The organism is Streptomyces sp. NPDC059850 (assembly GCF_042731515.1).
In the GTDB taxonomy this organism is placed as follows: Bacteria; Actinomycetota; Actinomycetes; order Streptomycetales; family Streptomycetaceae; genus Streptomyces.
On sequence record NZ_JBHWJI010000078.1, the window covers coordinates 1 to 20,609 of the forward strand.

The 20,609-nt window shown below is 73.0% G+C and carries 24 protein-coding genes and 1 pseudogene; 15 read left to right on the top strand and 10 right to left on the bottom strand.

Annotation, left to right across the window (positions count from 1 at the left end; genetic code table 11):
• The 4 genes and pseudogenes from ACFV9T_RS38570 to ACFV9T_RS38585 form a co-directional block, all read left to right on the top strand.
• Positions 1–645 (top strand): annotated as a pseudogene (locus ACFV9T_RS38570) (NYN domain-containing protein); the annotation flags it as partial.
• Between the two features lie 61 nt (positions 646–706).
• Positions 707–1,726 (top strand): ABC transporter ATP-binding protein, encoded by a 1,020-nt coding sequence (locus tag ACFV9T_RS38575; protein WP_385447422.1) that lies wholly within the window; start codon positions 707–709, stop codon positions 1,724–1,726.
• 160 nt (positions 1,727–1,886) lie between these two features.
• Positions 1,887–2,738, top strand: coding sequence for an ABC transporter permease (locus ACFV9T_RS38580; RefSeq protein ID WP_385447488.1), 852 nt, complete (start codon positions 1,887–1,889; stop codon positions 2,736–2,738).
• A 59-nt stretch (positions 2,739–2,797) separates the two neighbouring features.
• Positions 2,798–3,475: an ABC transporter permease gene (locus ACFV9T_RS38585; protein ID WP_385447424.1), complete on the top strand. Its 678-nt coding sequence runs from the start codon at positions 2,798–2,800 to the stop codon at positions 3,473–3,475.
• Between the two features lie 28 nt (positions 3,476–3,503).
• Here the strand turns inward: ACFV9T_RS38585 and ybaK are convergent, their stop codons facing one another.
• From ybaK to ACFV9T_RS38600, 3 genes are read right to left on the bottom strand one after another with little or no spacing between them, the layout of a single operon-like run.
• Complete coding sequence (gene ybaK / locus ACFV9T_RS38590) at positions 3,504–4,016, bottom strand: Cys-tRNA(Pro) deacylase (protein ID WP_385447426.1); 513 nt, start codon at positions 4,014–4,016, stop codon at positions 3,504–3,506.
• A 17-nt stretch (positions 4,017–4,033) separates the two neighbouring features.
• Positions 4,034–4,774, bottom strand: coding sequence for an LON peptidase substrate-binding domain-containing protein (locus ACFV9T_RS38595; RefSeq protein WP_385447428.1), 741 nt, complete (start codon positions 4,772–4,774; stop codon positions 4,034–4,036).
• 57 nt (positions 4,775–4,831) lie between these two features.
• Positions 4,832–6,427, bottom strand: a complete 1,596-nt coding sequence (locus tag ACFV9T_RS38600; protein ID WP_385447429.1) for an oxidoreductase — start codon at positions 6,425–6,427, stop codon at positions 4,832–4,834.
• Positions 6,428–6,582: 155 nt separating this feature from the next.
• Between ACFV9T_RS38600 and hisD the strand changes: the two genes are divergently transcribed.
• From hisD to hisF, 8 genes are all read left to right on the top strand, one after another.
• The gene (hisD, locus tag ACFV9T_RS38605) at positions 6,583–7,908 is read left to right on the top strand and encodes a histidinol dehydrogenase (protein WP_385447430.1); all 1,326 of its coding nucleotides are present in this window, start codon (positions 6,583–6,585) and stop codon (positions 7,906–7,908) included.
• Positions 7,905–9,011, top strand: a complete 1,107-nt coding sequence (locus ACFV9T_RS38610) for a histidinol-phosphate transaminase (RefSeq protein WP_385447432.1) — start codon at positions 7,905–7,907, stop codon at positions 9,009–9,011. Before hisD ends, ACFV9T_RS38610 begins: the two co-directional genes overlap by 4 nt.
• Positions 9,008–9,601, top strand: coding sequence for an imidazoleglycerol-phosphate dehydratase HisB (hisB, locus tag ACFV9T_RS38615; RefSeq protein ID WP_385447433.1), 594 nt, complete (start codon positions 9,008–9,010; stop codon positions 9,599–9,601). The genes ACFV9T_RS38610 and hisB overlap by 4 nt, the downstream gene beginning before the upstream one ends.
• Entirely contained in the window at positions 9,602–9,766 is a 165-nt protein-coding gene (locus ACFV9T_RS38620) for a hypothetical protein (RefSeq protein ID WP_385447435.1), read from the top strand. It abuts the gene before it with no gap.
• Positions 9,763–10,410: an imidazole glycerol phosphate synthase subunit HisH gene (gene hisH, locus ACFV9T_RS38625; protein ID WP_385447437.1), complete on the top strand. Its 648-nt coding sequence runs from the start codon at positions 9,763–9,765 to the stop codon at positions 10,408–10,410. The genes ACFV9T_RS38620 and hisH overlap by 4 nt, the downstream gene beginning before the upstream one ends.
• Positions 10,411–10,493: 83 nt before the next feature.
• Positions 10,494–11,225, top strand: coding sequence for a bifunctional 1-(5-phosphoribosyl)-5-((5-phosphoribosylamino)methylideneamino)imidazole-4-carboxamide isomerase/phosphoribosylanthranilate isomerase PriA (gene priA, locus ACFV9T_RS38630; RefSeq protein WP_009718700.1), 732 nt, complete (start codon positions 10,494–10,496; stop codon positions 11,223–11,225).
• Positions 11,222–11,647, top strand: coding sequence for a RidA family protein (locus ACFV9T_RS38635; RefSeq protein WP_385447439.1), 426 nt, complete (start codon positions 11,222–11,224; stop codon positions 11,645–11,647). The genes priA and ACFV9T_RS38635 overlap by 4 nt, the downstream gene beginning before the upstream one ends.
• Positions 11,644–12,414 carry an imidazole glycerol phosphate synthase subunit HisF gene (hisF, locus tag ACFV9T_RS38640; protein WP_385447441.1) on the top strand — a complete coding sequence of 257 codons (771 nt, stop codon included), beginning with the start codon at positions 11,644–11,646 and terminating at the stop codon, positions 12,412–12,414. Before ACFV9T_RS38635 ends, hisF begins: the two co-directional genes overlap by 4 nt.
• 66 nt (positions 12,415–12,480) lie before the next feature.
• Here hisF and ACFV9T_RS38645 read toward each other — a convergent pair whose 3' ends face one another.
• From ACFV9T_RS38645 to ACFV9T_RS38660, 4 genes are read right to left on the bottom strand one after another with little or no spacing between them, the layout of a single operon-like run.
• Positions 12,481–13,467 (bottom strand): CU044_5270 family protein, encoded by a 987-nt coding sequence (locus ACFV9T_RS38645; protein WP_385447442.1) that lies wholly within the window; start codon positions 13,465–13,467, stop codon positions 12,481–12,483.
• On the bottom strand, positions 13,464–14,105 hold the full coding sequence (locus ACFV9T_RS38650; protein ID WP_385447443.1) for an RNA polymerase sigma factor: 642 nt from the start codon (positions 14,103–14,105) through the stop codon (positions 13,464–13,466). The genes ACFV9T_RS38645 and ACFV9T_RS38650 overlap by 4 nt, the downstream gene beginning before the upstream one ends.
• 5 nt (positions 14,106–14,110) lie before the next feature.
• Positions 14,111–14,950, bottom strand: a complete 840-nt coding sequence (locus ACFV9T_RS38655) for a TIM barrel protein (protein ID WP_385447445.1) — start codon at positions 14,948–14,950, stop codon at positions 14,111–14,113.
• Positions 14,947–15,981, bottom strand: coding sequence for a Gfo/Idh/MocA family oxidoreductase (locus ACFV9T_RS38660; protein WP_385447447.1), 1,035 nt, complete (start codon positions 15,979–15,981; stop codon positions 14,947–14,949). The genes ACFV9T_RS38655 and ACFV9T_RS38660 overlap by 4 nt, the downstream gene beginning before the upstream one ends.
• 157 nt (positions 15,982–16,138) lie before the next feature.
• Between ACFV9T_RS38660 and ACFV9T_RS38665 the strand changes: the two genes are divergently transcribed.
• Complete coding sequence (locus ACFV9T_RS38665; RefSeq protein WP_385447449.1) at positions 16,139–17,152, top strand: LacI family DNA-binding transcriptional regulator; 1,014 nt, start codon at positions 16,139–16,141, stop codon at positions 17,150–17,152.
• A 6-nt stretch (positions 17,153–17,158) separates the two neighbouring features.
• Here the strand turns inward: ACFV9T_RS38665 and ACFV9T_RS38670 are convergent, their stop codons facing one another.
• Positions 17,159–18,076: a LysR substrate-binding domain-containing protein gene (locus ACFV9T_RS38670; protein WP_385447451.1), complete on the bottom strand. Its 918-nt coding sequence runs from the start codon at positions 18,074–18,076 to the stop codon at positions 17,159–17,161.
• Positions 18,077–18,195: 119 nt separating this feature from the next.
• On the opposite strand from ACFV9T_RS38670, the gene ACFV9T_RS38675 reads away from it, so the two are divergent.
• Positions 18,196–18,519, top strand: a complete 324-nt coding sequence (locus ACFV9T_RS38675; protein WP_385447452.1) for a DMT family transporter — start codon at positions 18,196–18,198, stop codon at positions 18,517–18,519.
• Between the two features lie 24 nt (positions 18,520–18,543).
• Here the strand turns inward: ACFV9T_RS38675 and ACFV9T_RS38680 are convergent, their stop codons facing one another.
• Both ACFV9T_RS38680 and ACFV9T_RS38685 read right to left on the bottom strand, forming a co-directional pair.
• Complete coding sequence (locus ACFV9T_RS38680) at positions 18,544–19,176, bottom strand: TIGR03085 family metal-binding protein (RefSeq protein ID WP_385447454.1); 633 nt, start codon at positions 19,174–19,176, stop codon at positions 18,544–18,546.
• Positions 19,177–19,243: 67 nt separating this feature from the next.
• The gene (locus tag ACFV9T_RS38685) at positions 19,244–20,140 is read right to left on the bottom strand and encodes a hypothetical protein (RefSeq protein WP_385447456.1); all 897 of its coding nucleotides are present in this window, start codon (positions 20,138–20,140) and stop codon (positions 19,244–19,246) included.
• A gap of 97 nt (positions 20,141–20,237) precedes the next feature.
• Here ACFV9T_RS38685 and hisI point away from each other — a divergent pair, with 97 nt between their 5' ends.
• On the top strand, positions 20,238–20,603 hold the full coding sequence (gene hisI / locus ACFV9T_RS38690) for a phosphoribosyl-AMP cyclohydrolase (RefSeq protein ID WP_385447458.1): 366 nt from the start codon (positions 20,238–20,240) through the stop codon (positions 20,601–20,603).
• The last annotated feature ends 6 nt before the right edge of the window (positions 20,604–20,609 follow it).

Consider the following 20,609-nt stretch of genomic DNA (forward strand, 5'->3'; position numbering starts at 1 on the left):
GGGCGCAACGGCGCGGCGCGGCCCGCCGCGGGCGCCCCCGGCGCCGCCCCCGCCACGGCCGGAGCGGACGACAGAGCCACGCCCGGCCCGGCCCCCGCCGCCGCGCCGGACACCACGACCGGGGGCGGGGCCAAGGGCGTGCCCACCCCGAAGGACCTCGCGGGCCTGGGCCGTGGGCCCGCGGCAGGTGGCCCGTCCGCGCAGCACCCGGCGCCCAGCGCCACCCTCCGCTGGTCCTCCGACAAGGGCTGGGTCGACCGGGGCCCGGGCTCCGGGGTGGGCGAGCCGCCGGAGACCGCCAATCTGCCCATGCTGGCCCAGCTCACCAGCGCCGAGCAGCGCTGGGCCGACCGCGAGGAGGACATCACCGCCGTCAGCGGCGACCCGTTCGAGGTCGGCCAGGTCTTCGCCCGCCGCTGGATCGAGCGGCTCTCCGAGCCCGCCCACCTCCACCAGCTGTCGACGGAGTACCCGCGCATCCCGCACCGCATCGACGGTGAGCTGCTGCGCTACGCCGCCCGCTTCGGTCTGCTCGCCCACAAGGACGACCAGATCGACGAGCACGACCGCTACGCGATCCGGGCCGGGTTCTGGCGCGAGATCGACCTCCGCACCGCCGCCGAGCACGCCCCGGCGGGGGAGTAGGCCCGGTATCCCGGGCCCCCGAGGACGGGCGCGGGTGTTTGGGCGCGTACCCTCATAGCTCGTGAGGACGGGCGCGAAACAGGCGACGACAGGCGATGTGGTGTGCACCGTGCGCGGCCTGGTCAAGACCTACCCGGCGGCGCGTGGCCGCCGCGGTGCGCCCGCCACACCCGCCGTGCGGGCCAGCGACGGCATCGACCTGGACGTGGTGCGCGGTGAGGTGTTCGGGCTGCTCGGGCCCAACGGCGCCGGGAAGTCGACCCTGGTGCGCCAGCTCACCGGACTGCTGCGGCCCGACGAGGGCCAGGTCCGGGTGCTCGGCCACGACCTCGTACGCCATCCCGAGCGCGCCTCCCGCCTCCTCGGCTACCTGGGCCAGGACTCCACCGCGCTGGACGAGCTGACCGTCGCGCTCGCCGCCGAGACCACCGCGCGGCTGCGCGGGCTGGACGTGCGCGCGGCCCGCGCCGAGCGGGACGCGGTGCTGGAGGAGCTGGGGCTCACCCAGATCGCCGGGCGGCCGCTGAAGAAGCTCTCCGGCGGTCAGCGCCGGCTGGCCTGCGTCGCCGCCGCCCTGGTGGGGGAGCGGCCGCTGCTGGTGCTGGACGAGCCGACCACCGGGATGGACCCGGTGGCGCGGCGCGCCGTCTGGGCCGCCGTGGACCGGCGGCGGGCCGAGCGCGGGGTGACCGTGCTGCTCGTCACGCACAACGTCATCGAGGCCGAGACCGTCCTCGACCGGGTCGCGGTCCTCGACCGGGGCCGGGTCATCGCCTGCGACACCCCCGCCGGGCTCAAGGCGATGGTCGCGGACGAGGTGCGGGTCGAGCTGGTGTGGCGCGCCGAGGCGCCGCTGCACATCCCCGGGGTCGCCGCGCTGCGGGACGCCGCGCACGCCTCCGGGCGGCGCTGGACGCTGCGGCTGGCCCCGGACGCGGCGCGCGCCGCGATCGCCACCGTGACCGGCGGGCCCGCCTTCGCCGCGCTGGACGACTTCACCCTCGCCACGCCGAGCCTGGAGGACGTGTACGTGGCGCTGGGCGGCCGTACGGACGGGGCGGAGGGGCTGGTGAAGACGTGAGGGACGGCATGCGGTACGGCTTGAGGGGGCGGCACCCGGTGAACGCGGACGTGGTCAGGTCCGTAACCAAGCCAGGGACACGTCGTAGGTCAGACGGACGGAAGCCGCACGGAGACGGAAGAGGAGCAGCGCAGACGTGAGTGTCGTGCCCGCGCAGGCCATGCCCGGCATGCCGAAGGCCGGTGCGCCGGCCCAGGAGGCCGGTGCCGTCGCGCCCCGGCCGGTCGACGGCGTCCCCGCCCCGCTCGCGGACCCGGCGCCGCTGGCGGCCTCCGCGCGGCTGCTGCCCGCGCTGGCCGCGGTCTACCGGGCGCAGCTGTCGCGGGCGCGGGTGGCCCGGATCCCGCTGCTGTTCGTGGCGACCTTCCAGTCCGTCGGGATCATGGTCCTGATGCGCGGCGTGGTGGACGAGGGCGGCGCCGCGGCGCGCTCCGTGGTGGCCGGGTCGAGCGTGCTCGTCGTGGCCTTCGTGGCGCTCAACCTGCTCGCGCAGTACTTCGGCCAGCTCCGGGCGAGCGGCGGCCTCGACCACTACGCGACGCTGCCGGTGCCGCCCGCTGCGGTGGTGCTGGGCGCGGCCGCCGCGTACGCCTCTTTCACCGTGCCCGGGACGGCCGTCACCGCGGTCGTCGGCAGTGCGCTGTTCGACCTGCCGATGGGCCACTTGTGGGTACTCGCGGCGGTGATCCCGCTCTCCGGCGCCGCCCTCGCGGGGCTGGGCGCGGCCCTCGGACTGCTCGCGCCGCGCCAGGAACTGGCCACGCTGTGCGGGCAGTTGGGGATGTCGGCCGCGCTGCTGCTGGGGGTGCTGCCCGCCGACCGGATGCCGCAGGTAGTGTCGTACGCGCGCGATCTGCTGCCCTCGACGTACGGTGTGGAGGCCCTGGCCCGGTCCTTCGGCGGACAGCCCGACTGGCTGGCGGTCTGCGCCGACCTCGGGGTGTGCGCGGGGGTGGCCGTGGTCTCGCTCGCCGCGGCGACCTGGGCCTATCGTCGGGCCGCCGTACGGTGACGCGCCGCAGCAGACCTCCCGCCGACCGAAGTACGCCGTCCAACTGGCACGATGACGGAGTGACCGCACCGTTGACGCCACATGATCAGCCCTCGCCGCACGACGGCTCCGAGCACGGGCAGCCCGCACCGGGCGAACCGGCCGCGCAGGGGCACCTCGATCCGTATCCCGCCGAGGAGGCCGACCACGCCGAGCACTCCGAACCGGGGGAGGAGCTGCGGACCGAGATGGTGCAGGCCTCCGTGGTGGCGATCGCGGTGGCGGTCGCGGGGGTGCTGCTCGGGCTGGTGTGGCTGTGGCTGGCGCCCCGGGTGCCGCTGATCTCGGACGGCAAGGCCGTCTTCCTCAAGAACACGGAAGGCGAGGACGCGATCGGCGCGGACGGCGTGTTCGTGCTGGCCGCGCTGGCCTTCGGCCTCGTCTCGGCGCTGCTGACCTTCCTGTTCTGCCGCCGGGGCGGGGTCGCCCTGGTGATCGGGCTGGCCATCGGCGGCATCCTCGGCTCGGTGATCGCCTGGCGTCTTGGCATCTGGCTCGGACCGTCCACGGACGTCGTGGCGCACGCCCGGCAGGTCGGCAAGGGCGTCACGTTCGACGCGCCGCTGAAGCTGAACGCGAAGGGCGGGCTGCTGGCCTGGTCGGTGGCCGCGATGGTCGTGCACCTGACCCTGACCGGCCTGTTCGGCCCGCGCGACGAGGAGCCGGAGTCGTACTACCAGGCCTCGGCCCAGGTATAGCGCCGTAGCGCCCCGCTAGGTATCGAAGCTAGGTGTCGAACCGCGCGATCGGGGCGACCACCGCGTCCGTCAGCGCCGCCAGGTCCTTCGGCGACAGCTCGACCTCAAGCCCCCGGCGGCCCGCCGAGACGCAGACCGTCTCATGGCCGTCGGCGGAGGCGTCCAGCGCGGTCGGCAGCCGCTTGCGCTGGCCGAGCGGGGAGATGCCGCCGCGCACGTAGCCCGTGGTGCGCTCGGCCGCCGCCGGGTCCGCCATGGTGGCGCGCTTGCCGCCGACCGCAGCGGCGAGCGCCTTGAGGTCGAGCGAGGCCGATACGGGCACGATCGCGACCGTGAGGCGGTCGTCGACGCTCGCGACGAGGGTCTTGAACACCCGCCCCGGATCCACGCCCAGCGCCCGCGCCGCCTCCTCGCCGTACGAGGGGGCGGCCGGGTCGTGCTCGTAGGAGCGCACGGTGAAGGCCGTGCCCGCCGCGGTGAGGGCGGTGGTGGCGGGGGTTCCGGCGGTTCCGGTGGAGTTCTTCTTGGTCTTCTTCGGCATAGACGGGTGAATTCGCGTCAGTTGGGGCTGGTGGGGCGGCGGGTGAGTTCGACGGCGGGCAGGGACGGGAGCTTACCGATGACCGCGCTCTCGGCGCGCAGCAGTTTCAGCTCCTCGGCCAGCCGGGACGCCGTATCGGGCGCCTGGAGCAGCCGCTGCTTGGCCGGGGTGTCGAGCACCGCGGCCGCCGCGACCAGATAGGAGAGCACCGAGGGCTCGCCGGGCAGGTCCTGTTCGGTGGTGAGGGTGCGCTCCCGGGCGCCCGCGAGCCGCTTCTGGTACGTACGGAAGGCCCGTACGACCCCGGAGGCCAGCGCTCCGGCGCCGTCGCCCGGCTCCTCCTCCAGCTCGTTGACCTCGCCCACCAGATAGGGGCCCGTGGCGTCCACGGACAGCAGCTCGAAGCGGGTGGTGCCGGTGGCCAGCACCTCGAAGGTGCCGTCGTCCTGCTCCCGGATGGTGGCCGCGTCCGCGACACAGCCCACTCCGTAGAACGAGGTGGCCGGGTCCGGGCCGAAGCCCGCCGCCGGGCCGGGGTCGGGCGCGGGCGCCGACTCCGGGAGGCCGATCGCGCTGGGCGCGACCTCGTGGCCGTCCCGGATGGCGATCACCCCGAACCGGCGCGGTTCGTCCTCGGGGAGCGCCGAAAGATCGCGCATCAGGGAGCGGTACCGCTGTTCGAAGACGTTCAGGGGCATGACGAGCCCCGGGAACAACACCGTGTTCAGCGGAAAGAGCGGAAGGCGCGCGGAGGTCACGGGGCGTAAGCCTAATGGCCGCGCGCGGGTCTCTTCACGGGCGGCGGCCTGGGCCGGTCACTGGCGGCGCAGCAGCCGGGACGCACCGGCCGCGACGGCGGTGGCCAGTACCCAGCCGAGCAGGATCATCACGATCGACGCCCACTGGACCGCGCCCGCCGGTTTCCAGTAGCCGTCCATGCCCAGGTTGATGACCGGGATCAGCAGGTCGAGCGCGTAGAGCGAGGCGTTCCAGTACGGGGTCTCACCGGGTTTGATGGCGTCCGGTCTGTTGTGCGCGAAGAACACCGAGCCGACCGCCCACAGCACCGCCATCCACACCGCCGCCCGGCCGGGCCGGTAGCCGTAGGCCACGGTCCAGTCCTGCAGATAGCCCCACAGCTTCGCGGCGAGCGGCAGCGTCTCGCGGCGCCGCCGCTGCTTGGCGAGCAGCACCTCGCGGGCGTCGGCGTCCTCGCCGCTGGCCCGCATCGTGTTGGCCAGCATCTCGTACGGCTCGGGTGCGTACTCGGGGGTCGCGGCGGCCACCCACTCCAGCCGCCGGGACAGCGGGAAGTGACCGCGCGGGATCAGGTTCTCGTAGGAGAAGCCCGCCATGGTCAGCCCGCCGGGGCCCGGCCAGCTGACCGACTTGTCGACCAGGTTGACCACCCGGGCGCCGGACAGGATCACCCGGCCGCGCTGCGGCCGCTCGCCCAGGAAGCGCAGCTCGGGCGTCTGCACCCGGCGCAGCGACAGCTCCTGGTCGTTCTCCATGACGAAGCGGGCCTGGTCGAAGTCGATGGCGTCGCCGATGCGCCCGTCGTCCAGCCGGATGCCGCCCTCGCATTCGAAGCGCTGGATGCGGGTGCCGCGGCTCGGCGTGCTGGTGGTGCCGTACGGCGGCGTCCCACCGCTGGAGTAGGTGCTCAGCCCGCCCGCGGTGAGGTACAGGCTGCGCTCGACGGTCAGCTGCGGCGCGTTCAGCGCCCGCCGCCCGTACGGATTGCGCAGGCGGCTGCCGCGCAGGCTGAGCGACACGCCGATCTGGGCGCCGCGCAGACTGATCTCGCCGTACGACTCGATCATGTCGGCCTGGAAGTCCTGCGCCACGGTCAGCCCGTCGGCCGTGATCGACATGCCCCGGCGGTCGCGGCGCACGATCAGCTGGTTCAGGAGTAAATCGGTGCCGATGTGGGCGTCGGTGAGCCGGATGCCGTGGTCGACCACGCAGCGCGGCAGATGCAGATCGCCCTCGGTGCTCAGCCGGGCCGCCTCCAGCCGGGGGAGGGAGCAGCCGACCAGGCGGAGGGTGGTGAAGTTCGACTCGGGGAGCAGGATCTCCCGCTCGAAGCGGCAGTTCTTCAGCTCCACGTACGGGTCGATGGTGCCGCCGGCCAGGTCGAGGGTGCCGGTGATGTGCACCCCGTTGAGCTTGAGCGCCGCGACCCGCCCCGGCTGGGCGGCCGGGCCGTCGAGCAGCAGCAGGGCGACGACGCGGGCGCGCACGCTGCGCTCCGGGCCCCACGCGTACGGTCCTGAGGGGTCGTTCCGCTGGGGGTGGGAGGTGCGCAGATCGTGGGTGCTGCCGTTGCGGAACGCCTGCCACATGCCCCACTCGGCGGTGGTCAGGTCCAGCCCCGGGGGAGGATCGCCGTCGTGTGGCTCGGTCACAGCCGTGTGCCTCCTGTCCTCCGTATCCCCGTACGGATCCACATTCCCGCTGAGTAACCGCTTGAACGCCAACGGTCAGGATCAACTTAAGGGGTCCGTATCACTCACTGATACGGGGGGCGGGGCGCCGGAACGCGTCTGAGACAATTGATCGCGTGATCTCCCGTATCGATCTGCGCGGCGCCGCCTTCCCGGAAGGCGGGATCGACCGCGACTTGCTGCCCCGTGCCGAGCTCGACGTCGAGGCCGCCCTGGAGAAGGTGCGGCCCATCTGCGACGACGTGCGCCATCGCGGCACCGCTGCACTGATCGAGTACGCGCATCGCTTCGACGGCGTGACGATAGAGCGGGTGCGGGTGCCCGCCGAGGCGCTGACCCGCGCCCTGGCGGAGCTGGACCCGGCCGTCCGCGCGGCCCTGGAGGAGTCCATCCGGCGGGCCCGGCTGGTCCACCGCGAGCAGCGGCGCGCCGACCACACCACGCAGGTCGTGCCGGGCGGCACGGTCACCGAGCGCTGGGTGCCGGTCGAGCGGGTCGGGCTGTACGCACCGGGCGGGCGGTCCGTCTATCCGTCGTCCGTCGTGATGAACGTGGTGCCCGCGCAGGAGGCCGGGGTCGCCTCGATGGCCGTCGCCTCCCCGCCGCAGGCCGAGTTCGACGGACTGCCGCACCCCACGATCCTGGCGGCCTGCGCGCTGCTCGGCGTGGACGAGGTGTACGCGGCGGGCGGCGCCCAGGCGGTCGCCATGTTCGCGTACGGCACCGAGGAGTGCCGTCCGGCCGCCCTGGTCACCGGGCCCGGCAACATCTGGGTCGCCGCCGCCAAGCGGCTGCTCAAGGGCCGGATCGGCATCGACGCCGAGGCCGGGCCGACCGAGATCGCGATCCTCGCCGACGCCACCGCCGACCCGGTGCACGTCGCCGCGGACCTGATCAGCCAGGCCGAGCACGACCCGCTGGCCGCCTCGGTGCTGGTCACCGACTCCGAGGAGCTGGCCACCGCGGTCGAGAAGGAGCTGGAGGTCCAGGTCGCCGCCACCAAGCACGTCGAGGACCGGATCGGCCCGGCGCTGGCCGGGCGGCAGTCCGGCATCGTGCTGGTCGACGGCCTCGACCAGGGCCTCGCGGTGGTCGACGCGTACGCGGCCGAGCACCTGGAGATCCAGACCGAGGACGCGGCGGCGGTCGCGGCCCGGGTGCGCAACGCCGGGGCGATCTTCGTCGGCGCGTACGCACCGGTCTCGCTCGGCGACTACGCGGCGGGCTCCAACCACGTCCTGCCCACCGGCGGCTGCGCCTGCCACTCCTCCGGCCTGTCGGTGCAGTCGTTCCTGCGCGGCATCCACGTCGTGGACTACACCCGCGAGGCGCTGGCCGAGGTCGCGGGCCATGTGGTGACACTCGCCGACGCGGAGGACCTGCCCGCGCACGGCGCGGCGGTGAAGGCACGGTTCGACTGGAAGGTACCTGGGAGCAAGTGACCGGGATTGACGATCTCCCCATCCGGGACGAGCTGCGCGGCAAGACCCCGTACGGCGCCCCGCAGCTGGACGTGCCCGTACGGCTGAACACCAACGAGAACCCTTACCCGCTGCCCGAAGCGCTGGTCGAGCGGATCACCGAGCGGGTCGCCGAGGCGGCCCGCCAGCTCAACCGCTACCCGGACCGGGACGCGGTCGAGCTGCGCACCGAGCTGGCCCGCTACCTCACCCGTACGGCGGGGCTCGCGGTGGCGCCCGGTCAGGTGTGGGCGGCCAACGGCTCCAACGAGGTGCTGCAGCAGCTGCTGCAGACCTTCGGCGGGCCCGGGCGCACCGCGATCGGCTTCGAGCCCTCGTACTCGATGCACGCGCTGATCTCGCGCGGCACCGGCACCGGCTGGATCTCCGGCCCGCGGAACGACGACTTCACCATCGATGTCGACGCCGCGCGCGAGGTGATCGCCGAGCGCAAGCCCGACGTCGTCTTCATCACCTCGCCGAACAACCCGACCGGCACCGCCGTCGAGGCCGACACGGTGCTCGCCCTGTACGAGGCGGCGCAGGCCGCGAAGCCGTCGCTGGTGGTGGTGGACGAGGCGTACGCCGAGTTCAGCCACCGCCCGTCGCTGCTGCCGCTCATCGAGGGCCGGCCGCACATGGTGCTCTCCCGGACGATGTCCAAGGCGTTCGGCGCCGCCGGGCTGCGGCTCGGCTACCTCGCCGCCGACCCCGCCGTGGTCGACGCCGTCCAGCTGGTGCGGCTGCCGTACCACCTGTCCGCCGTCACCCAGGCCACCGCGCTGGCCGCCCTGGAGCACACCGATACGCTCCTCGGGTACGTCGACGCGCTCAAGACCGAGCGCGACCGGCTGGTGCGGGAGCTGCGCGCCATGGGATGCGACGTGACCGACTCGGACGCCAATTTCGTCCAGTTCGGACGCTTCGAGGACGCCCACGCGGCCTGGCAGACCCTGCTGGACCACGGCGTCCTGGTCCGGGACAACGGCGTACCGGGCCGACTGCGGGTCACCGCGGGCACCCCCACCGAGAACGACGCGTTCCTCGACGCGGTTCGCGAGCTGATGAAGGAGAGAAGCGCATGACCCGCGTGGGACGCGTGGAGCGCACGACCAAGGAGACCTCGGTCGTCGTCGAGATCGACCTCGACGGCACCGGCCAGGTCGATGTGTCGACGGGTGTCGGCTTCTACGACCACATGCTCGACCAGCTCGGCCGCCACGGCCTCTTCGACCTCACGGTCAAGACCGAGGGCGACCTGCACATCGACACCCACCACACCATCGAGGACACCGCCCTCGCGCTGGGTGCCGCGTTCAAGCAGGCGCTCGGCGACAAGATGGGCATCTACCGCTTCGGCAACTGCACCGTGCCGCTGGACGAGTCCCTCGCACAGGTGACCGTCGACCTCTCCGGCCGCCCGTACCTCGTGCACACCGAGCCGGAGAACATCGCGCCGATGATCGGCTCCTACGACACCACGATGACGCGGCACATCCTGGAGTCCTTCGTGGCCCAGGCGCAGATCGCCCTGCACGTCCACGTCCCGTACGGGCGCAACGCCCACCACATCGTGGAGTGCCAGTTCAAGGCGCTCGCCCGGGCGCTGCGGTACGCGAGCGAGCGTGACCCGCGCGCCGCCGGAATCCTCCCCTCCACGAAGGGCGCCCTCTGAATGAACGGCCTGTCGACCGCTTTCATCCTGCTCGGGCTGTTCCTTCTCGGCGGAGTCATCTCCTTCGCCAAACAGGGGCTGCCCAAGGGCGTGATCGTGCTGCTGGGAGTGGGTGCCGGGATGGCGCTGCTCGCCGGGGTCCTGCGGCTGGAGGTCTGGAATTGAGCCGCTCCGCTGACAAGAAGGTCATCGTCTTCGACTACGGCTTCGGTAACGTCCGCTCCGCCGAACGGGCCCTCGCCCACGCCGGAGCGGACGTCGAGATCAGCCGCGACTACGACAAGGCCATGGCCGCCGACGGCCTCCTCGTCCCCGGCGTCGGCGCCTTCGACGCCTGCATCAAGGGGCTGCGCGAGGCGCGCGGCGACTGGATCGTGGGGCGTCGGCTGGCCGGGTCCCGCCCCGTCATGGGCATCTGCGTCGGCATGCAGATCCTCTTCGGCCGGGGCATCGAGCACGGCGTCGAGGCCGAGGGCCTGGACGAATGGCCCGGCACCGTCGAACCGCTGCGCGCCCCCGTCGTCCCCCACATGGGCTGGAACACGGTCACCGCGCCCGGCGACTCGCAGCTCTTCGCGGGCCTGGACAAGGAGGAGCGCTACTACTTCGTGCACTCCTACGCCGTCCGCACCTGGGAGCTGGAGGTCGGCAACCCGCACATGCCCGGCCCGAAGGTCAGCTGGACGACCCACGGCGAGCCGTTCGTGGCCGCCGTGGAGAACGGCCCGCTGTGGGCCACCCAGTTCCACCCCGAGAAGTCCGGCGACGCCGGGGCCCGCCTGCTGCGCAACTGGCTCGACACGCTCTGACTCGACGCGCTCCGGCTCAACACGCTCCGACCGGCCCGCCCCGCCCGCACCCGCCCGTCCCGTACGCACCGTAAGGTTCCCGCATGCCAACGCACCGCCTCGAACTCCTCCCCGCCGTCGACGTCCGCGACGGCCAGGCCGTCCGCCTGGTCCATGGCGAGTCCGGCTCCGAGACGTCGTACGGCGACCCGATGGAGGCCGCCCTCGCCTGGCAGCGGGCCGGGGCCGAGTGGCTGCACCTGGTGGACCTCGACGCCGCCTTCGGCACCGGCGACAACCGCGAGCAGATCGCCCAGGTCGCCCGCGCCATGGACCTCAAGGTCGAGCTGTCCGGCGGCATCCGCGACGACGCCTCGCTCACCGCCGCCCTCGCCACCGGCTGCACCCGCGTCAACCTCGGCACCGCCGCCCTGGAGACCCCCGAGTGGGTCGCCAAGGTCATCGCCGAGCACGGCGACAAGATCGCCGTCGGCCTCGACGTCCGCGGCACCACCCTGCGCGGCCGTGGCTGGACCCGCGACGGCGGCGACCTGTACGAAACCCTCGCCCGCCTCGACTCCGAGGGCTGCGCCCGCTACGTCGTCACCGACATCGCCAAGGACGGCACCCTCCAGGGCCCCAACCTGGAGCTGCTGCGTAACGTCTGCGCCGCCACCGACAAGCCCGTCGTCGCCTCCGGCGGCGTTTCCTCGCTCGATGACCTGCGCGCCCTTGCGACCCTGGTACCGGAAGGTGTCGAGGGCGCCATCGTGGGCAAGGCGCTCTACGCCAAGGCGTTCACTTTGGAAGAGGCGTTGGAGGCGGTATCCGCATGACCCCACCCGAAAGCCCCGCCGGGAAGACCCCGCGGCGCGCGCAGACCGGCAGCCCCTGGGAAGAAAGCATCGGCTTCGCCCGTGCCGTCGAGGCCGGGGACCTGGTGGTCGTCTCCGGGACCATGCCGCTCGCGGAGCACGGCGTACTGGAGGGCGAGGGCGACCCGTACGAGCAGACGCACGCCGCCTTCCGGCACGCCCTCGACGCGCTGAAGGAGTTCGGCCTCGGCGCCGAATCGGTCGTCCGCACCCGCATGTACCTCACCCACGCGCGCGACGTGGACGCGGTGGGCCGCGCCCACAAGGAGATCTTCGACGCCGTACGCCCTGCCGCGACCCTCGTCGTGGTGTCCGGCTTCGTCGACTCGCGCGTGCTGGTGGAAGTCGAACTGGAAGCATTCCGAGGAGCCCGAGCATCATGACCCTGGCGGTCCGAGTCATCCCCTGCCTGGACGTGGACAACGGCCGGGTCGTCAAGGGCGTCAACTTCCAGAACCTGCGGGACGCCGGTGACCCCGTCGAGATGGCCCGGATCTACGGCCAGGAGGGCGCCGACGAGCTGACCTTCCTCGACATCACCGCCTCCTCCGGCGACCGCGAGACCACCTACGACGTGGTGCGCCGCACCGCCGAGCAGGTCTTCATCCCGCTGACCGTCGGCGGCGGCGTCCGCACCACCGAGGACGTCGACAAGCTGCTGCGCGCCGGGGCGGACAAGGTCGGCGTCAACACCGCCGCCATCGCCCGCCCGGACCTCATCCGCGAGATCGCCGAGCGCTTCGGCAGCCAGGTCCTCGTCCTGTCGGTGGACGCCCGCCGCTGTGTCGAGGGGACGGTGACGGAGTCCGGCTACGAGGTCACCACCCACGGCGGCCGCCGCGGCACCGGCCTCGACGCCGTCGCATGGGCCCACCGCGCGGCCGAGCTGGGCGCCGGGGAGATCCTGCTGAACTCGATGGACGCGGACGGCACCAAGGACGGCTACGACACCGCGATGATCGAAGCCGTCCGCGAGCACGTCACCATCCCCGTCATCGCCAGCGGCGGCGCGGGCAAGCTCGACCACTTCGCCCCGGCGGTGGCGGCGGGCGCGGACGCGGTGCTGGCCGCCTCCGTCTTCCACTTCGGCGACCTGCGCATCGGCGAGGTCAAGGGCGCGCTGCGGGACGCGGGGCACCCGGTCCGCTGAGGCCGTACGTAACGCGGCGGGGGACCACCGGATGGTGATCCCCCGCCGCGTCGGCCTTTCAAGACGTCACGGCCGCTCGCGGTAGTGGTCGACGATCCCGTGCTTCAGAAGGGCGTACTCCGAGAGGACGTCCCCCTTCTTGCCCGCCGCGAAGTCCTTCGTCCGGTATTCGCGCTCACCGAGGTAGGCGAGGCTGTCCCGGTCGAAGATCCACTCGTTCGCGACCCACGTCCGCTTGTCGACGCGGGCGATGCCGAACCCGTGGCGGCCCGCCGCGTCCACCGCGTCCTCCTGCCGCGTGACCCCGGGGATCTTCGCGACGGCCTTGTACAGCGCGGCGGCGTTCTCCGGCGGCATCACGTCGCCCAGCAACCGACCGATCTGCTCGAAGACGGCCTGCGCCTTCTCCTGGCCGTCGTCCACCTCGGTCATCCGGTACAGCTCCTTGAGCAGGACGTCCGGGTCGGTCGGCAGGGCCGCCAGCCACTGGTACGTGGGGCGGTCGATGCCCGCCGGAGACCCGCCCAGTTCGTATATCGAGGAGTAGCCCTCGCCGTCGTGGTACTCGCCGGTCTTGTCGATTCGCTTCACCTGCTGCGACTTCCAGGTCTCGCGCTCGTCCTGCGGATCCAGCTTGGAGGCGCCGTTCTCCTCCATCTCGGCCCCGGCCCCGACGCTCTTGATGTAGACGAACTGATCCTGGCGCACCGGCTGGACGTCCGACTTCGCCGCGGTCCCCGCGAGCCGGTCGAGCAGGACGGTGGCGGTCTCGCGGGGCTGGGCGGTGGCGTCGCCGGACGCACCGCCGCCCCCGGTGAACGTGACGGCCAGCGCCCCGGCCAGCGCCAGCCCCGCGGCGGGCATCAGCACGGCCGGGCGCAGCAGCCGCGGCCGGGCCTTCGGGGCGGCGGTCTTCTGATCGTCATCGATGAGCTGCATCAAACGGTCCTTGTGGTGGAGGTACGGAGCGGAGGGGACGTCCCGCTCGGCCGGGACCGGAGGCAGCAACCGGGCAAGTTCCTCGTACGCGGCGTCCTCGCGGTCGGGCCTCATCGGGGGTCCTCCTGAAACTCCTGAAACGGCAGGGCCGCGATCGCGGCCTCGTGCTGTACCTCTCCGCGATGCCGCGGCGGTTCCTTCTTTTCCTCCGCGAGCCGCTGTTCGGCGAGCTTGCGCAGCCGGGTGCGGGCCCGGGACAGCCGGGAGCGCACCGTCCCCACCGGAATCCCCATCGCCTCGGCCGCCTGCGCGTAGTCCAGCCCGGACCACACGCACAGCGCCAGCACCTCCTGCTCGCCGCGCCGCAGACGGCCGTACACCGCTTGTACGGCGGCCAGTTGGCGCGCGTCGTCGATCCGGCCCGCCGCCTCGTCCGCGAAGTCCGCCACCGGGGCGGGCGCGGGACGCCGGGCCAGAAACGCCAGCCTCCGGCCGATGCCCCGATTGGCGTTCCGCGCCTTGTTCGTCGCCACGCCCAGCAACCACGGCTTCAACGTGCCGTCGCCCGGCTCCAGTTGCTTCCGCCCGCGCCAGGCGTCGAGGAACGTATCCCCCATCACCTCCTCCGCCACCGACCAGTTGCCGGTCAGCCGGAAGGCATGGTTGTAGACGCTCCGCGCATGCTCCGCGTACAACTCCGCGAACGCCTCGCGGTCCCCCGCCCGTATCCGCTCGCGCAGGCCCTCAGTCATGTCGTTTACACCTCACACCCCTGCCTCTCCGCAGGGTGCCAGGCGTTCCCGTGATCTGAGCCACACGACGGCGTGAAGGCGGTGCGGAAGGCGGCCAGGGCGGTGTCGGGGGAGTCGCGGGCCCAGGATTCCAGGGCTACTACGCCGGTGTAGCCGAGGTTTTGGAGGGCGGTGGCTATGGCGGGGTAGTGGATTTCGCCGGTGCCTGGTTCGCAGCGGCCGGGGACGTCGGCTACCTGGATCTCGGCTGTGTAGGGGAGGGCCTGGCCGAGGAGGTCGATGAGGTTTCCCTCGCCGATCTGGGCGTGGTAGAGGTCCAGGTTCATCCGCAGGTGGGGGCTGTCGGTGGCGCGGACCAGGGCGAGGGTGTCGGCGGCGCGGGCGAAGGGGGTGCCCGGGTGGTCGACGGCCAGGTTGAGGTTTTCGAGGGTGAAGACGCGGTCGGCCGCCGCGCCGAGTTCGGCCACGCGGCGGAGGGTGTCGGCGGCGGTCAGCCACATGGTGGGGGTGACGGTGTCGACGGGGTGGACGGGGAGGCCTTGGGGGTTCAGGCCGGTGCCATGGAGGTTGAGGCGGGGGCAGTTCAGGCGGTCGGCGACCTCAAGGGACGTGTGGGCCGAGGTGAGGAGGGCGTCTGTGCCGTCGGGGGTCGTGAGGTCGCCGGTCAGGTAGCCGGTCATGGAGGAGAACGCGGCGCCGGTGGCGGCGAGGGCGTCGATGTCCTTGGTGGACCAGTCCCAGATCTCGACCTGGAAGCCCTGGTCGGCGATCCGGCGGACCCGTTCGGTGAACGGCAGGTCGAGGTAGAGCATTTCGGCGCTGGCGGCGAGGGTGAAGGGGGTCATGCGGTCACCTCGGCGAGGTCGACCGGGGCCGCGGTCTCGACGCTGCGGATGGCGGCCAGGGCGATGGAGAGCGCGCGGCGGGCGTCGTGGCCGGTGACGGGCGGGGGCGTGCCGTGGCGGACCGCGTCGGCGAAGGCGGTCAGTTCGGCGGTGTAGGCCGAGCGCAGCAGGTCCGTATCGCGGCGGGCGGTGTCGGCGTGCAGGCCGTCGGGGCCGTAGTAGGTCATGTCGCTGCTGCGGCCGCTTCCGGCGGTGGCCATGCCGCCCGAGCCGAAGACCTCGGCGCGTACGTCGTAGCCGTAGAGGGCGGAGAAGGACGCCTCGGCGGTGGCGATGGCGCCGTTGTCGAAGCGGATCGTCACCACGGCGGTGTCGAGGTGTCCGTCGTCCCTGGCGTCGGGGCGGATCAGGGCGTCGGCGGTGGCGTGGACGCGGACGGGGGCGGCGCCGGGGTTGAGCCAGCACAGGGTGTCGAAGTCGTGGATGAGGGTTTCGAGGAAGATCGTCCACTGCGGGATACGGGCCGGGTCGGCGGTGAACGGGCCCGGGTCGCGGGTGAGGGAGCGCAGCAGCTGCGGGGTGCCGGTACGGCCGTCGTCGACCGCGTCGCGGGCGGCGGCGAAGCCGGGGGCGAACCGGCGGTTGAACCCCACCTGCAGGACGACGCCCGCGTCCCGCGCGGCGGCGATGGCGCGGTCGGCGTCGGCCAGGGTCACGGCCATCGGCTTCTCGACGAAGACGTGCTTCCCGGCGGCGGCCGCCGCCACGACCAGGTCGGTGTGCGCCCGGGCGGGGGCGGTGATCAGCACCCCGTCGATGTCGTCCCGGCCGAGGACGGCGGCGGGCTCTGTGGTGGCGAACGGGGCGCCCAGGGAGGCCGCGAGGCGTTCCGCGGCGCCGGGCACCGGATCGGCGACGGCGGCCAGGGCGGCGCCGGGTACGTGGCGGGCCACGATCTCGGCGTGGTTGGCGCCGATGCGGCCCGCGCCGATCGTGGCCAGCCGCACGGTGTCGGTGACGGCGGTCGTCATGTGGGTTTCTCCCCTGGGGCGCGTAGGATGAAGGAACTAGCACGTTCTAGTTGTGCAGGGACCGTAGAGCGCGAACGGGGAGCCGGTCAAGAGATCGATATGCTCGACAGGCGAGCCGACCAGGACGGCGTTTCGGCAGGGCAGGGGTGAAACGGGAGTGACCGAGGAGGCGGGCGGCGCGCGGCCGACCATGGCCGATGTGGCGCGGGCCGCCGGTATCTCCACCGCGCTGGTCTCCATCGTGATGCGCGGCGTCCCGGGAGCCAGCGACGCCACCCGCAAGCGCGTGCTGAAGATCGCCGACGAGATGGGGTACGTCCCCGACCAGCGCGCCCGCAAGCTGCGCCAGAGCAGTTCACGGCTGCTCGGCGTCACCTTCGAACTCCAGCAGCCCTTCCACGGCGACCTCGTGGAGCAGATCTACGCCGCCGCGTCCCGGCGCGGCTACGACGTGACGCTCAGCGCCGTGGCGCCCAGCCGCGACGAGACCACCGCCGTGGCCGCCCTGCTGCGGGAGCGCTGCGAGGCGGCCATCCTGCTGGGCAGCCGCCTCGGCGCGGACGAGCTGACCCGGCTGGCCCGCCGACTGCCGACGCTGCTGGTCGCCCGCCACTCCGACGTACCGGGCGTGGGCGCCGTACGCGGCGACGACCACGCGGGAGTCGCGCTCGCCGTCGACCACCTCGCCGCCCTCGGCCACCGCCGCATCGCGCACATCGACGGGGCGGGCGCCCCCGGAAGCTCCGACCGGCGGCTCGGCTTCCTGGAGGCCATGGGGCGGCACGGGCTCCAGGACTCGGCCGAGGTGCTGACCGGCGGGCTCACCGAGACCGCGGGGGCGGAGGGCATGCGCTATCTGCTGGCCCGCGAGACCCCGCCCACGGCCGTCGTCGCGTTCAACGACCGCTGCGCCACGGGCGTGCTGGACGTGCTCGGCCGGGAGGGCCGCGCGGTCCCCGGGGAGATCTCGGTGGTCGGGTACGACGACTCGCGGCTGGCCAAGTTCCCGCACGTACGGATGACCACGGTCTCGCAGGACGCGGCCCGGCTCGCGGAGGCCGCGGTGAACGGGGCGCTGGACCAGGTCGCGGGCCGGGAGGCGGCCGAGCACGTCTTCGCGCCGTACCTGGTGGAGCGCGCCACGACGGGTCCGGCCCCGCAGCGCCGCTAGAACGTGCTAGACACCCGGCTGGAGCGGCGGGTCCTCGATGTCCTGGCGGATCAGCCACTGCACGAACGTGCGCCCCTCCGGCGTCATATGGGCCTCGCCCTCCCGCTGCAGCAGATAGTGCGACTGACGCAGCGGCACCAGCCGGTCGTGGAGCATCACCAGCCGCCCCTCGCGCACGGCGGCGCGCGCGAAGCGCTCGGGGACCAGGGCGCAGTGCAGACCGGCGGCGGCGAACTGGGTCGCGGCCACCGTGGTGTCGAGCGTGATGGTCGCCTCCGCGCCCCGCGAGGGCGGCGGCGTGTGCGGGAACAGCCGCTGCCACAGGTCGTCGTAGCCGATGACGTGCACCCGCGGCCGCTGCTCCAGGTCGGCGGGCCCGGTCAGCGGACCGTACGTCTCCAGATGGGCGGGGGAGCCGACCACCACGGCCTGGTCCTCGTGCAGCAGATCGGCGGTGAACCCGGCCCAGCGGCCGTTGCCGTGACGGATCTCCAGGTCCACCTCGTGCGGTGGGACCTCGTTGGCCCAGATCGCCGTCACCACCCGCAGGTCGATGTGCGGGTAGTCGTCGTGGAAGGCCGGGAGGCGGGGCACCAGCCACGTCATCGCGTACGACACCTGCACCCGCACGGTCAGCCGCCCGCGCCCGGCCGCCTGGCCGAACAGCCCGGTGGTGCCCGCCGACAGATCGTCGAACGCGCCCCGGACCGTGGGCAGATACGCCTGGCCCATCGGCGTCAGCCGGATGCTGCGTGCCTGGCGCTCGAACAGGGCGATCCCCAGACGCGTCTCCAGCACCCGGATGCGCTGGCTCACCGCCGAAGCCGACAGGCCCAGCTCATCGGCGGCCGCCGCGATGCTGCCGAGCCGCGCGGTCGCCTCGTAGGCCAGCAGTCCGGGCAGCGGAGGGAGGGGCGTACGCACGTGTCGCGACGCTACGCGGGGCCTGACCGGCCGGGCAATGGCGAGCAGCACATTTCGGGGGTCTCAGGCCCCTGCCGACAGGTTTGACGTGCACTTCTCACCGCTCGGAGACTGTCCGCATGGCCTACCTCCTCCTTCTGGCCGCCATCACCGCCGAATTGATCGGCACCAGTCTCCTCAAAACCACCGCGGGCTTCTCCCGCCTCGGGCCCTCCCTCGCCTGCCTCGCCGCCTACGCGGTGGCGTGCTTCCTGCTGGCGCGGGCGATCCACGACGGGATGCAGGTCGGGGTGGGGTACGCCCTGTGGTCGGGCCTCGGCACAGCCCTCATCGTGGTGATCGGTCTGCTCTTCCTGGGCGAACCGCTCACCGCGGCGAAGGCGCTCGGCGTGGCCCTGGTGATCGGCGGCGTCGTCACGCTCAACCTCGGCAGCACGCAGTGACGCGGCGCCGACACCTCTAGGACATCAGATGCCGAGCTTGGCGTCCCGCACCTCGGCCACCGCTTCCTTGTCGCCGTCCAGTTCGACCCGGGCCGCCTTCTGTCGCCCGTACAGGAACAGCGCCAGCTCACCGGGCTCGCCGGTCCCCGTGACCACCGGGACGCCGCGGTGGGCGACCGCCGTACGGCCGTCCGGGCGGCGCAGCACAAGACCGACCGGGGACTTGCGGCCGAACACCCGCGCGGTCCGCTCGATACGGGACCACAGCGCGTCGGCGAAGACCGGGTCGATCTCGCGCGGCGTCCAGTCCGGGCGGGCGCGGCGGACGTCCTCGGCGTGGACGTAGAACTCGACCGTGTTGGCCGCCTCGTCCACCTGCTTCATCGCGAAGGGCGACATCCGCGGCGGGCCGGTGCGGAAGAGCTGCACCAGCTCCTCGTACGGCTTCGCGGTGAACTCGGCCTGCACCCGGGTCAGCCGCTGGGCCAGCGGCTTGATCACCAGGCCGCCGGCCGCGTCGGCGCGGCGCTCGCGCACCACGAGGTGGGCCGCCAGATCGCGGGTGGTCCAGCCCTCGCACAGCGTCGGGGCGTCGGGGCCCGCGTTCTCCAAGAGATCGGCGAGGAGCAGGCGTTCGCGCTTCGCGTGAGTGGACATACCGCCCACCCTACGGCCGACGCCCGCCGCCCGCCATGAGAAGCGACCCGGATATCCCTCAGGGGTACTACTGGGGTATGGGCTCGCTCAGCTTCGCGCCGTCCTTGCCCGTGCTCACCGTCAGCGCGCACGAGACCCGGTCCTTGCCGTGCTCCGTATACGTGCCCAGGGCCGGGTAGAGCGCGTAGTAGTAGTACACCCGGCCGTCGTTGGGGACGCTCTCCAGCCGCTTCTCGGCGTCCACCGCGCACAGCGAGAGCGCCTTGCGCTGGATCGCCCGCTCGGAGGAGAACTTCCCGGCCAGCCTCGTGTTGGTGATCACCTCGCCGTCGTGCGCGCGGGTGCACGAGCGCTTCTCGATCTTCGTCACGCTGCTGTCCATCGCCGGGTGGTCGAAGCAGGTGCCCGGCTTGAGCACGGCGTACGGCATCTTGCGGCCGGGCTCCGAGGCGTCGGGGGACGGGGCGGCCGACTGGTCGTCCCCGCCGCCCAGCGGTGCGCCCTGGCCCGGGTCCTCCTGGCCCTGCGGGGCGGACGCCTCGTCCGAGGGCGAGGAGAGGGGGCGGTTCGAGGCGGACGGGGCGTCGGCCGCCTTGTCGCCGCCGTCGTCGTCCTGCGAGCCGAGGAAGGCCACCCCGGCGACCACCGCGAGGCCCACGGCCACGCCGGTCACCAGCCCCGCGGCCCTGGAACGGCGGGGCGGCGGACCGGCCGGGGGCGGCGGGGGCGGGGGCGGTCCGAAGCCGCCGTGGAGGGCGGGCGGACCGGGCTGTCCCTGCCCCGCCGGGACCGGGACCGGGGCCGCGTCGGGAGGCGGCGGCCCGAAGCCCTGCTGCGGTGCTTCCTGCGGTTCCTGCTGTGCCTGTTGTGACTGCTGCGGCTCCTGCTGCGGCTGCGGCGGTGGACCAAACCCCCCGCCGTTTCCAGGCCGGTTGTGGTCATGCGACGGCGGCGGAAACGTCATGCCCGAAGCATGCCCCATCGCCCCCACGGTCCGACCATCGGGCCCAGCCATTTCAGCGGGGAAAAGGATCACTCACCGGGACGTGCAGAATGGTCGCATGACCGGCTCCGATCGTCCCTCCGCCCTCGCCCCGGCCATCGCCGCCCGCCTCAAGCGCGGCGCCGACGGCCTCGTCCCCGCCATCGCCCAGCAGTACGACACCGGCGAGGTGCTGATGCTCGGCTGGATGGACGACGAGGCGCTGCACCGCACCCTCACCACCGGCCGCTGCACCTACTGGAGCCGCAGCCGCCGGGAGTACTGGGTCAAGGGCGACACCTCGGGCCACATCCAGCTGGTCAAGTCCGTCGCGCTCGACTGCGACGGCGACACCGTGCTCGTCCGCGTCGACCAGACCGGTGCCGCCTGCCACACCGGCGACCGCACCTGCTTCGACGCCGACGTCCTCCCCCTGGGCGAGTAGCCCCAC

Bases quoted from the DNA above. Each gene is read 5' to 3' on its own strand.
- ACFV9T_RS38580 (WP_385447488.1), top strand. From the start codon at position 1,887: ATGCCCGGCATGCCGAAGGCCGGTGCGCCGGCCCAGGAGGCCGGTGCC.
- ybaK (WP_385447426.1), bottom strand. From the start codon at position 4,016: ATGCCGAAGAAGACCAAGAAGAACTCCACCGGAACCGCCGGAACCCCC.
- hisB (WP_385447433.1), top strand. From the start codon at position 9,008: ATGACCCGCGTGGGACGCGTGGAGCGCACGACCAAGGAGACCTCGGTC.
- ACFV9T_RS38620 (WP_385447435.1), top strand. From the start codon at position 9,602: ATGAACGGCCTGTCGACCGCTTTCATCCTGCTCGGGCTGTTCCTTCTC.
- priA (WP_009718700.1), top strand. From the start codon at position 10,494: ATGCCAACGCACCGCCTCGAACTCCTCCCCGCCGTCGACGTCCGCGAC.
- ACFV9T_RS38635 (WP_385447439.1), top strand. From the start codon at position 11,222: ATGACCCCACCCGAAAGCCCCGCCGGGAAGACCCCGCGGCGCGCGCAG.
- hisF (WP_385447441.1), top strand. From the start codon at position 11,644: ATGACCCTGGCGGTCCGAGTCATCCCCTGCCTGGACGTGGACAACGGC.
- ACFV9T_RS38645 (WP_385447442.1), bottom strand. From the start codon at position 13,467: ATGAGGCCCGACCGCGAGGACGCCGCGTACGAGGAACTTGCCCGGTTG.
- ACFV9T_RS38650 (WP_385447443.1), bottom strand. From the start codon at position 14,105: ATGACTGAGGGCCTGCGCGAGCGGATACGGGCGGGGGACCGCGAGGCG.
- ACFV9T_RS38655 (WP_385447445.1), bottom strand. From the start codon at position 14,950: ATGACCCCCTTCACCCTCGCCGCCAGCGCCGAAATGCTCTACCTCGAC.
- ACFV9T_RS38660 (WP_385447447.1), bottom strand. From the start codon at position 15,981: ATGACGACCGCCGTCACCGACACCGTGCGGCTGGCCACGATCGGCGCG.
- ACFV9T_RS38675 (WP_385447452.1), top strand. From the start codon at position 18,196: ATGGCCTACCTCCTCCTTCTGGCCGCCATCACCGCCGAATTGATCGGC.
- ACFV9T_RS38680 (WP_385447454.1), bottom strand. From the start codon at position 19,176: ATGTCCACTCACGCGAAGCGCGAACGCCTGCTCCTCGCCGATCTCTTG.
- ACFV9T_RS38685 (WP_385447456.1), bottom strand. From the start codon at position 20,140: ATGACGTTTCCGCCGCCGTCGCATGACCACAACCGGCCTGGAAACGGC.
- hisI (WP_385447458.1), top strand. From the start codon at position 20,238: ATGACCGGCTCCGATCGTCCCTCCGCCCTCGCCCCGGCCATCGCCGCC.